The organism is Kitasatospora sp. NPDC001095, from assembly GCF_053598615.1.
On sequence record NZ_JBSFKQ010000014.1, the window covers coordinates 137,041 to 147,914 of the forward strand.

Genomic DNA, 10,874 nt, shown 5'->3' on the forward strand with positions numbered 1-10,874 from the left:
TCGATCATCATGCCTGGCGGGTGTCGCGGCGGTACAGCGCAGCGGCGGCGGCCGTGAACACCACGAGGAAGCCGGCCAGCCCCGCGACGGCGACGGTGTCCAGGGAGTGCCCGGGCTGGATGAAGGCGGCCAGCTTGTTGTACAGGAACACCGGGTTGAACCGGGCGAACTTCTCCAGCGAGCCGCTCACCGGGAACCAGGTGCCGCCGAGCAGCGCCATCGCCATGTAGGTGATCATCACGATCGGCTGCACCGCGTCCGGCGCCGCCGCGTACCCGAGTGCCACCCCGAGCGCGGCGAAGACGAAGCTGCCCAGCCAGAGCGCGGCCGCCAGCGCGATCCACTGCGCCGCGCCCAGGGAGACGCCCTGGCTCGCGCCGACCGCGAAGACCACCAGGATCGCCGGCAGTGTGGTGACCGCGGTCGCCGCGATCTTGCCGACGGTGTACGCCCGGCCGGGCAGCGCGGTCAGCCGCAGCTGGCGCACCCAGCCGCTCTTGCGCTCCAGCGAGATCCGCTGCGCGTTGCCGCTCAGCACCGCGCCGACCGCGCCGAAGGTGGCCATCGAGACCATGAAGTACGTCTTCACCGGCAGGCCGCCGGCCAGCCGGGTGGAGCCGTAGGCGTTGATGAAGAAGAAGTACATCAGCGCCGGGTAGGCGATGGTGAAGAGCAGGTAGCGCCGGTTGCGGAGGGTCCGCAGGATCTCCAGCCTGATCAGGGTGGTCATCGCATGCTCTCCTTCTCGGTGCTCCCGGTGTCGGCGGCCAGGGCGCCGTCCTCGCGGTCCAGTTCTCCGGTGATGGTCAGGAAGGCCTGTTCCAGGCCCACGCCGGTGACCTCCAGCCCGCGCGGGTACAGGCCCGCCCGGTAGGCCCCGGCCACGGTGGCGTCGGCGTCCGCGGTGCGGATCCGCACCGTCCGCACCCCGGGCACCCTCGCGGTGACGTCCAGCGACTGCACGCCCGGCAGGGTGCGCAGCACGGACTCCTCGAACCCGCCGTCAGTGTCGTGGAGTTCGAAGGCGATCCGGCGGGCGCCGGCCCTGGCCTTGATCTCCGCCGAGCTGCCGTCGGCGATCAGCCGGCCCCGGTGGAGCACCAGGACGCGGTCGGCGATCGAGTCGGCCTCCTCCAGGTAGTGGGTGGCGAACAGCACCGTGCGCCCGGCGTCGGCCTGGGCGCGCATGCTCGCCCAGAACGACTGCCGCACGCTGACGTCCATGCCGGTGGTGGGCTCGTCCAGCACGATCAGGTCGCTGTCGCCGGCGATGGCCAGGGCGAAGCGGACCCGCTGCTCCTGGCCGCCGGACAGCTTGTCGACCCGCCGTTCCGCCAGCTCCGTGATCCCGGCGTCGGTCAGCACCCCCGTGACCGACCGACCGCGCGGGTGCACGTCGCAGGCGAGCCGGACCAGCTCACGCACCTTGACGTCGGACATCAGCCCGCCGCTCTGCAGCATCGCGCCGACCCGGCCGGTCTCGATCGCCGCTCTCGGGGTGCCGCCGAACAGGGTCACGCTGCCCCGGTCGGGCTCGCGCAGGCCGAGCAGCAGGTCCAGACTGGTGGACTTCCCTGCGCCGTTCGGCCCGAGCAGGGCGACGGTCTCGCCCGGCCTCAGCACGAGGTCCAGTCCGTCCACGGCGCGCACCCGCCCGTAGCTCTTGCCGACGCCGCGGAAGGCGGCCACCTCGGTACCCATCGCCCCGCTCCTCTCCCCTGGTGGTTTTCGCGTCCGGTGCTGTTCGCACCACCTCAGAGTCCCGCGCGGGCGGGTGGCGGCGGCAGTGTCCGCCGTCGTGCCTTCGGCATGACGGATGTCATGCCGGCGGCCGGTACCCCCGTCAGGGGCACCGGCCGCGGAAGGCGCTGGTCAGCGGGGTGTCACAGGCCCAGCGAGCGCTTCACGAAGTCGACCTGGAGCAGCAGCAGGTTCTCCGCGACCTCCTCCTGCGGGGTCATGTGGGTGACGCCGGACAGCGGCAGCACGGTGTGCGGCCGTCCGGCGGCGAGCAGCGCCGAGGACAGCCGCAGGGTGTGCGCGGCCACCACGTTGTCGTCCGCCAGCCCGTGGATGATCATCAGCGGGCGCTCCAGGCCGGCCGCGTACCCGCTCAGCGAGTTGGCGGCGTACACCTCGGGCCGCTCGGCCGGGTCGCCCAGGTAGCGCTCGGTGTAGTGGGTGTCGTACAGCTCCCAGTCGGTCACCGGCGCCCCGGCCACCGCCGCGTGGAAGACGTCCGGGCGGCGCAGCACGGCGAGCGCGGCGAGGTAGCCGCCGTACGACCAGCCGCGGATGGCGACCCGGTCGAGGTCGAGCGGGAACTCCCCGGCGAGCGCCCGCAGCGCGTCCGCCTGGTCGTCCAGGGTGGCCCCGGCGAAGTCGAAGGCGATCGACTTCTCCCAGGCCGGCCCGCGCCCGGGGGTGCCGCGGCCGTCGGCGACGACCACCGCGAACCCCTGGTCGGCGAACCACTGCGACTGGAGGTGCGGGTTGTGCGCCTGGTAGACGCGCTGGCCGCCGGGGCCGCCGTACGGGTCCATCAGGACGGGCAGCAGGCCGTCCCGCTCGCGGTCGTAGCCGGTGGGCAGGAAGACGGCGGCGGGGATGCGGCGCTCGCCGGCGAAGCGGAAGACCGGACGGGCGGTGATGACCGGGGTCTCGGCGTGGGAGGCGATGGTGGCGACGTCGTCGACCGCCACGCCCTCGGGCAGGTCCCGGGCGACCTTGACGAGCGTGCCGGGCAGGTCGGGCTCGGCGGTGGCCCGGACGGTGATGCCGCCGCCGTGCACCGCGCTGGTGACGGAGGTGAACGGCCGCCCGTTGGCGGACTCCCAGCCCAGCCGCTTGCCGTCGTGGCTGATCCGGCCGACGGCGATCCAGCCCGGCTCGGGGTCGGTCTCGCCGACGCCGCCGGAGGCGCTGAAGAACACCTCCTCCTCGGTGACCGCGACGACCGAGCGGACGTGCAGGTCGGCGCCGGTCACGGTGCGGTCGCCGATCACCAGCGCCCGCACTCCTCCCTCGTCGGAGATCCGGACCAGCTTGCCGTCCGGGGTCCAGGCCGGCGCGCCCGCGAACAGCTCCAGCCAGGCGCCGTCCTTCTCCTCGTGCAGCACCTCGGTGGTGCCGGTGGCGACGTCCAGGCCGAGGATCCGCTGGTGGCGCTGGTCGCGGGACTGGACCTGGAGCAGCGGAACGCCGCCCTTCGACCAGTGCACCCGGCCCAGGTAGGGGAACGCGGCGCGGTCCCAGACCACCTCGGTGCGCCCGCCGTGCAGGTCGAGCAGCCAGAGTCCGACCTCGGCATTGGCGCTGCCGGCCGCCGGGTAGGCGACCTCGGCGGGCTCGCGGTCCGGGTTCGCCGGGTCGGCGATCCACCAGCGGCGCACCGGGCTCTCGTCGGCGCGCTCGACGAGCAGCCGGTCGCTCTCCGGAGACCACCAGAAGCCGCGGTTGCGGTCCATCTCCTCCTGCGCGATGAACTCGGCCTGGCCCCAGGTGACGTTCGGGCCGTCCGGTTCGGCGAGCACCCGGTCGCCGCTGCCGTCGGCGCGGGTCAGCCGCAGCTCGCCGGCGGTGTTGGCGTACGCGACGTGGGTGCCGTCCGGGGACGGCCGCGGGTCCAACAGCGGCCCCTCCGCGGGCAGTTCGGTGGTGGCGCCGGTGGCCAGGTCGGTGGTGAACAGGCGGCCGGAGAGGGCGAAGGCGGCCAGGGTGCCGGCCGCGTCCAGGGCGTAGCCGACGATGCCGGCCGAGCCCTCGCGGCTGCGCTCGCGGCGGGCCTTCTCGGCCGGCGAGAGGTCCTCCTCGCCGCCGCCGAGCAGCGCGGCCGGGTCGGCGGCGATCCGCTCCTCGCCGGTGGCGGTGTCGAGGGTCCAGAGCAGGTTGGCCCGGTCGCGGCCGGAGGGCGAACGGAGGAAGACGACCCGCGAGCCGTCCGGCGCGACGGAGAAGGAGCGGGGCGCGCCGACGGTGTAGCGCAGGGTCCGCGCGTACTGCCGGGGGAAGGTGTCGGCAGAGGTGTGGGAGGTCATGGCACCAGACCTTATGACGCCGAGCCACCGCGTCCGGACGTGTGCTGATCACTCGTTCGGAGCATCGTCACCAAGTACACCCCAAAGGGGTCCAAACCGCCTCCGACCGGCCTATGCGCCCCTCGGATGCCACGATGCCCCGGCGCGCGTGGACTCACCGAGGGTAATGTCCCCCTCACTCATCGGGTATGACTTGTCCGGCGAGTGATCGTCGGGCCCGTCCCGGCCCGCGGTCGCCCGCAGCCCCCAGTCCCGCACCGTCCCTCGCCGCCCTCCCCGGGGGCGGCGTGCCCGAGAAGGGGTGTGAGCCGACATGGCCATGAACATCTCCGCCGCCGTGCTGATGCTGGTCATCGTGGTGATCCTGATCCGCCGGTCCGGCCTGAAGCTGGCGCACGCGATCGTCTGCGCGCTGCTCGGCTTCTACCTTGCCTCCAGCTCGATCGCCCCGTCGATCAGCCAGGTCACCAGCAACCTCGCCGGGATGATCAACGGCCTGAAGCTCTGACCCCGTCGCGGCGGTCGTAGGCTTCCTCCCATGACCGCGACTACCGGCCGCCGCCTCCTCCTGGTGCACGCGCACCCCGACGACGAGTCGATCGGCAACGGCGCCACCATGGCCCGGTACGCCGCCGAGGGCGCCCGGGTCACGCTGGTGACCTGCACCCTCGGCGAGGGCGGCGAGGTGATCCCCCCGGAGCTGGCCCACCTGACGGCCGATCGGGAGAACACCCTCGGCGCCTACCGGATCGGCGAGCTGACCGAGGCGATGCGCGCCCTCGGCGTGACCGACTTCCGCTTCCTCGGCGGCCCGGGGCGCTACCGCGACTCCGGGATGATGGGCGTGCCCGAGAACGACGCGCCCGGCTGCTTCTGGCGGGCGGACGTCGAGGAGGCGGCCGGCCACCTGGTCGCGGTGATCCGCGAGGAGCGCCCGCAGGTGCTGGTCACGTACGACCCGGACGGCGGCTACGGGCACCCGGACCACATCCAGGCGCACCGGGTCGCGACGCGCGCGTACGAGCTGGCCGCCGACCCGGCGCACCGGCCGGAGCTGGGCCCGGCCTGGCGGATCGCCAAGGTGTACTGGAACCGGATGCCCCGCTCGGTGATCGAGGCCGGGCTCGCCGAGGCCGCCGCCAAGGCGTCCTTCCCGGGCGTCGCGCAGCCCGCCGACATCCCCGGCGTGGTCGACGACGAGTTGGTCACCACCGTGCTGGACGGTTCCGCGTACGCGCGGCACAAGGCCGCCGCGCTGGCCGCCCACGCCACCCAGATCACCGTGGACGGCGCGTTCTTCGCGCTCTCCAACGACCTCGCCCAGCCGCTGTTCGCCACCGAGTACTACCAGTTGGTGCACGGCCAGGCAGGGCCGGGCGAGCCGGAGGACGACCTGTTCGCCGGCCTCGGGCCCGACGCCGCGCACGCCGAGGAGGGCACCCGATGAACAAGCCCGCCGCCGGGCCGGCCCGCCGCCCGCTCGCCGCCGTCGTCCTCGGCACCCGCGAGGAGCGGCTGGCCGAGCCCCAGCCCCCGCGCATCGCCCGGATCGCGGCCTATGTCCTGTTCTTCCTGCTGGGCGTCGCGGTGTCGGTCTGCGGATCCTTTGTGCAGGCCCTGTGGCCGCCGGTGGGGGTCCTGCTGGCGCTCGCCGCGACCGCCGCGACCTTCTACGCCGGCCTGCGGGTCACCGGCACCCGGCTCGGCGCGGGCGCGCCCGCGGCAGGCTGGTTCCTGGCGATGCTGCTGCTGATCGTGCCCCGGCCCGAGGGCGACAACGTGCTGTGGTCCAACGCCACCTCGCTGGCCTGGCTGTTCGCCGGCTCGGTGCTGGGCGTGATCTGCGCCACCCTGCCCACCCGCTCCAGCTGGTTCCCCGGAGTGCCCGGCCCCCCGCGCTGACGCCGGTCGTGCACGGCGTACCGTACCGCGTACGACGCGCAGTCAGGAGCGAACGGCCTTACTCTCATACCGGAGGAACCGGACGTATCAGGATCTGTCCGAAGCCGTTCGCCGCTCTGTTCTTCCCAGTATGGTGGTCCCGCAGAACGCCGTACCCGACCGCCGCCCGCCCCAGTCAAGGCCCGGCGACCACGACCGCGGTCGCGCCGCACGGCCCGCCCGCGAACCCGGAGCAGAGCAGCATTGAGCAGCCGCGAATCTGACAACGCCCACCCGACGCCCCGGCGCACGGGTCCGGACGCCTACCCGTCGGGCACGCCGCCCTACGGCACACCGGCGGGGCTCCCCGGCGGCGACCGGGCCGACGCGGGACCGGGCGCCGCGTCGGGCGGCGAGGACGACGGTCCGAAGACCGAGACCACCCTGACCACCCGGGTCCGGATCAACATCCCCGGCTCGCGCCCGATCCCGCCGGTCGTCGTCCGCAGCACCGTCAAGAACGAGGACAGTCCGGGCGATGACGCCCCGGCCGCCGCCCCGGACGCCCCGCGGCACCGCTCCGCGCCGGCCTCGCCCGTGCTCGGCGTGATGGAGGACGGCGGCCGCCAGGCCTCCCCGCCGAACCTGCCGCCGGAGTGGCAGATCCCGCCGATCCCGCCGGCCACCTCCGAGTCGGAGTCCACCGGCGCCTGGTTCCGGCCGCGGCAGAAGAAGGCCCCGGTCGCGGAGCCCGCCTCGGCCGCCGTGCCGGCCGGTGCCGCGGCCGCGACGCAGGCCCCGGCCGCGCCCGCCACCGCCGAACCGCGCCCGCAAGGTGCCCGTCCGCCGGCCCGTGGGGGCGGCGCCCCGAACGGCCGCCCGGTGCCCGCCCAGGGCAAGCAGCAGGCCGCGGCCGGGCCCGCCGCGCCGTTCCACGCCGAGGCCCCGGTGGAGGAGCCCGGCGTGTACGAGCCCGCCGCCCCCTTCGCTCCGGTCGCCGACTCGTTCGCCCCGGTCGCCGACCCGTTCGGCACCTCCGTCCCCGACGCCGACGCGCAGAACGGCCTGCCCCAGCGCAACCGCGGGAAGCGGGGCGGGCAGCAGGCCGGTGGCCGGCCGCAGTCCGGGCCGCAGAACGGCTTCCGGGCGAACGGCCACCCGGCCGCCGCGCCGCACCCGCAGGCCGGGCCGGGCGCCGAGCCGAGCCCCGAGGACACCTCGGTCGAAGGCTTCGCGCCGATCCGCGACAACACCCCGCCGCCCGCCCCGATACCCGGTCTGCCCCTGAACGGCGCCCCGCTCGGCGCCGACGGCGGTCCGCAGCCGGGCCTGTTCGCCTCGGCCCCGACCGGCACCGACCCGTTCGCCACCCAGCGCCCGGCCGCTCCCGGCCAGGACGCGGCCACCCCGGCGGGCCCCGGCGCCCTCTTCCCGGGCGCGCCCGGTGCCGCCCCGCAGCCCGGCGGCGACCAGGAGGCCACCGCGCTCACCCCGCTGCCGACCCCGGCCCCCGGCCCGAGGCCCGAGGGCGCCACGAACGCCAAGGGGGGCAAGACCCCCAAGGCCGACAAGGGCCCCAAGGGTGCCAAGGGCGACAAGGCCGCCCCGGCCCCTGCTCCGGCCCCCACCCCGGCGCCCGCTCCGGCCCCCGCCCCCGCGAAGGCCGAGCCCGCCGCCCCCGCCAAGGCCAAGCGCGGCGGAGCCGGCAAGAAGCTGGTCAAGCTGGGCGTCTACGGCGTCACCGCGGTGCTCTTCCTCGGCGCCGCCGCCTACGGCACCGGCCTGATGCTCAACCAGTCGGACGTCCCCAAGGGCACCGTGGTGCTCGGCGCCGAGATCGGCGGCAGCAGCCGTGACCAGGCGATCCACCAGCTGGACGAGTCCGTCGGCAAGGCCGGCCAGCAGCCGCTCAAGCTGAAGATCGGCGACCAGACCGTGGACCTCGACCCGGCGGTCGCCGGGCTGAGCTTCGACACCACCGCCACCGTGGACGGCCTGGCCCAGCACAGCTACAACCCGGTCGACGTCATCAAGTCGCTCAAGGGCGGCACCAAGACCGTCGCCCCGGAGGTCAAGGTCGACCGGGCCAAGCTCAAGGCCGCCCTCGACTCCCTCGCGGCCGGCTCCGGCCAGGGCCTCCAGGAGGGCTACGTCAAGTTCGGCGACGTCAACGGCGAGCCGATCGTCGTGCCCGGCCGGGCCGGCCAGGCGGTGGACTCGGCGAGCGCCCTGGACGCGATCGAGGAGGCCTACCGCGGCCGCGCCGACGGCAAGCCCGACCAGCCGATCGCCCTGGCCGTCACGGCCGCCCAGCCGAAGATCTCCACCCAGGCCCTCCAGGCCGCCGCCGACAGCCTCGGCAAGCAGGTGGCCGCCGGCAAGGTGCACGTCACGGCCGGCGCAAAGACCTGGGACTTCGGCCCGAAGACCGCCGCCAAGGCGCTCACCCTCGTCCCGGACGCCTCCGGCAAGATCGTGCCCAAGTGGGACCTCGACGCGCTCACCGCCCAGCTGGGCACCGCGTTCGACAAGGTGAAGGTCAAGAAGAACGGCCAGCTCGCCGCGATCACCCCGCAGGACGTCGCGGACGGCATCACCTCGGTGTTCGACAAGACCGGCGACAAGGACCGCACCTTCAAGTTCGCGGTCTGACACCTTCGCCGTCTGACACCTTCGCGGTCTGACACGTTCGCTGTCGGAACCCGTCGCGGCCGGACGCCGTGGCGTCCGACGAACCCGCGCCCCGAGGGGCGGGCCCCATCCGGGCCCGCCCCTCGACAACGCCCCCTCCCGGTCAGCAAGATGTGACGCCACACCATCCGCCACATCCACCCCGGGGAGCACGCCGATGCGCCGCCGCCTCCAGCACCACGGGACGGCCCTGCTCGCCGGTCTCACCGCCCTCACGCTCTCGCTGGCACTCTGCTCCTGCACCTCCGGCCAGGACGGCACCCCCGCTGACGCCCTGCCGTCCGCCCTCGCCTCGCCCAAGCTGACCTCGATCGACATCAACCCCCACGACCGGGCCCAGCTGCGCCAGGGCGGCACCCTCAACCTGGCGGCCGCCCAGTTCTCCCGCCAGTGGTCGCCGATCCACGCCGACGGCAGCGACTCCTCGACCGTCATGGTCAGCAAGCCGCTGCTGCCGACCTTCTTCCGCTCGGACGCGGCCGGCACCCAGACCCCCAACCCCGCCTACCTGCAGGAGGCGCACGCCGAGTTCAGGGACGGCCGGCAGGTGGTCACCTGGACGCTCAACCCGAAGGCCCACTGGTCCGACGGCACCCCGATCACCTGGCGCGACATCGAGGCCAACTGGCGAGCCCTGAACGGGAAGGACCCGGCCTACAAGTCCTCCAGCAGCACCGGTTTCGAGCTGGTCTCCGCGGTCGAGCGCGGCAAGGACGACTACCAGGCCGTGATGACCTTCGACCGCCCGTTCTCCGAGTGGCAGTCGATGTTCAACAGCGCCGGCAACGCCCCGCTGCTGCCCGCGAGCCGGATCTCCACCCCGGAGCTCTTCAACACCTCCTACCTGGACGGGTTCCCGGTCACCGCCGGCCCGTTCAAGGTCGAGCAGCTGGACCGCGCCGCCCAGACCGTCACCCTGGTCGCCGATCCCGCCTGGTGGGGCGACAAGCCCATGCTGGACCGGATCGTCTTCCACGCGATGTTGCCCGACGCGATGGCCGCCGCCTTCGCCAAGGGCGGGATCGACCTCGTCAACATCGGCCCGGACGTGGCCGGTTACCAGGCCGTCAAGAACACCAGGGGCGCCGTGGTGCGCCGTGCCGGCGGGCCCGACTTCCGCCAGCTCACCCTGAACGCCCGCACCCCCGCGCTCAGCGACGCGACCGTCCGCCAGGCCGTCTTCCAGGCGATCAACCGGGACGTGGTGATCCGCTCCGACCTCAGCGGCCTGGACTGGCCGGCCGTCCCCCTCAACAACCACCTGCTGGTCACCAACCAGAACGGCTACCGCGACAACTCCCTCGGCCTGGCCCGCTACGACCCCGCCGAGGCCGCCCGCAAGCTGGACTCGGCGGGCTGGAAGCTGGACGGCGACGTACGGAAGAAGGACGGCCGGGAGCTGAACCTGCGGATGGTCGTCCCGGCCGGCGTCACCCCGGCCCAGGCCGAGGCCGCCAACACCACCAGGATGCTCAAGGACGTCGGCATCAAGGTCACCACGGTGACCGCCCCCGCCAACGAGTTCTTCGAGAAGTACGTCAACCGCAACGACTTCGACATCGCCGCCTACTCGCTGATCGGCACCCCCTTCCCGGCCAGCGGCAACCGCGCCAACTTCGTCCAGAGCGGCGGCACCAACCACGTCGGCGCGGGCAGCCCGGCGGTGGACGCCGCGCTCGACCGGGCCGCCGCCGCGAGCGACGCCGCCACCGCCTCCGAGGCGATCAACCAGGCCGACGGCGAGCTCTGGAAGGTGGCCGGCGTCCTGCCGCTCTACCAGCGCCCGCAGCTGTTCGGGGCCCGCGCCGACCTCGCCAACATCGGCGCGCCGGGCCTGTCCGACGTCGTCTGGGAGAACGTCGGCTTCGTGAAGTAGCCGCCCGCCGGCGCGGGGCGGGCCCGGGGCGGTCCTCAGCCGTGCAGCGTCTCGCGCCAGTAGTGGCAGGCGCTGCGCCGGCCCGCCAACTCCGTCCCGTGCTCGCCGGTGACCGGTGTCAGCGGCGGGAGTTCGGTACGGCAGCGGTCCTGGGCGCGGTTGCAGCGCGGGTTGAACGCGCAGCCCTCCGGGAGGCTCAGCAGGCTCGGCGGCAGACCCTTGATGGCGTGCAGGTCCTGGCCCTTCTGGTCCAGCCGGGGGATCGAGTCCAGCAGTCCCCTGGTGTACGGGTGTGCGGGCCGCGCGTACAGCTCGTGCACCGGGGCGGTCTCCACGATCCGCCCCGCGTACATCACGGCGATCTTGTCCGCGACGTCCGCGACCACACC

At 74.0% G+C, this 10,874-nt stretch carries 9 protein-coding genes; 5 read left to right on the forward strand and 4 right to left on the reverse strand.

Translation table 11 applies throughout. From position 1 onward, the window contains the following. Nucleotides 1-7: 7 nt before the first annotated feature. From ACWDBB_RS15700 to ACWDBB_RS15710, 3 genes are all read right to left on the reverse strand, one after another. Nucleotides 8-730: an ABC transporter permease gene (locus tag ACWDBB_RS15700; protein WP_449790081.1), complete on the reverse strand. Its 723-nt coding sequence runs from the start codon at nucleotides 728-730 to the stop codon at nucleotides 8-10. After that, entirely contained in the window at nucleotides 727-1,701 is a 975-nt protein-coding gene (locus tag ACWDBB_RS15705) for an ABC transporter ATP-binding protein (RefSeq protein ID WP_449790082.1), read from the reverse strand. The genes ACWDBB_RS15700 and ACWDBB_RS15705 overlap by 4 nt, the downstream gene beginning before the upstream one ends. 182 nt (nucleotides 1,702-1,883) lie before the next feature. Further along, on the reverse strand, nucleotides 1,884-4,037 hold the full coding sequence (locus ACWDBB_RS15710) for an alpha/beta fold hydrolase (protein ID WP_449790083.1): 2,154 nt from the start codon (nucleotides 4,035-4,037) through the stop codon (nucleotides 1,884-1,886). 313 nt (nucleotides 4,038-4,350) lie between these two features. Here ACWDBB_RS15710 and ACWDBB_RS15715 point away from each other — a divergent pair, with 313 nt between their 5' ends. The 5 genes from ACWDBB_RS15715 to ACWDBB_RS15735 all read left to right on the forward strand — a co-directional run bounded on the left by ACWDBB_RS15715 (nucleotide 4,351) and on the right by ACWDBB_RS15735 (nucleotide 10,485). After that, on the forward strand, nucleotides 4,351-4,545 hold the full coding sequence (locus ACWDBB_RS15715; RefSeq protein WP_392873618.1) for a DUF2304 domain-containing protein: 195 nt from the start codon (nucleotides 4,351-4,353) through the stop codon (nucleotides 4,543-4,545). A 30-nt stretch (nucleotides 4,546-4,575) separates the two neighbouring features. After that, complete coding sequence (mshB, locus tag ACWDBB_RS15720) at nucleotides 4,576-5,484, forward strand: N-acetyl-1-D-myo-inositol-2-amino-2-deoxy-alpha-D-glucopyranoside deacetylase (protein ID WP_449790084.1); 909 nt, start codon at nucleotides 4,576-4,578, stop codon at nucleotides 5,482-5,484. Continuing rightward, nucleotides 5,481-5,939 (forward strand): DUF6113 family protein, encoded by a 459-nt coding sequence (locus ACWDBB_RS15725; RefSeq protein WP_449790085.1) that lies wholly within the window; start codon nucleotides 5,481-5,483, stop codon nucleotides 5,937-5,939. Before mshB ends, ACWDBB_RS15725 begins: the two co-directional genes overlap by 4 nt. A gap of 243 nt (nucleotides 5,940-6,182) precedes the next feature. Beyond that, nucleotides 6,183-8,570 carry a peptidoglycan binding domain-containing protein gene (locus ACWDBB_RS15730; RefSeq protein WP_449790086.1) on the forward strand — a complete coding sequence of 796 codons (2,388 nt, stop codon included), beginning with the start codon at nucleotides 6,183-6,185 and terminating at the stop codon, nucleotides 8,568-8,570. Between the two features lie 196 nt (nucleotides 8,571-8,766). After that, complete coding sequence (locus tag ACWDBB_RS15735; protein ID WP_449790087.1) at nucleotides 8,767-10,485, forward strand: ABC transporter family substrate-binding protein; 1,719 nt, start codon at nucleotides 8,767-8,769, stop codon at nucleotides 10,483-10,485. 35 nt (nucleotides 10,486-10,520) lie between these two features. Here the strand turns inward: ACWDBB_RS15735 and ACWDBB_RS15740 are convergent. After that, on the reverse strand, nucleotides 10,521-10,874 hold a 354-nt coding region (locus tag ACWDBB_RS15740), incomplete at its 5' end, for an oligopeptide/dipeptide ABC transporter ATP-binding protein (protein WP_449790088.1).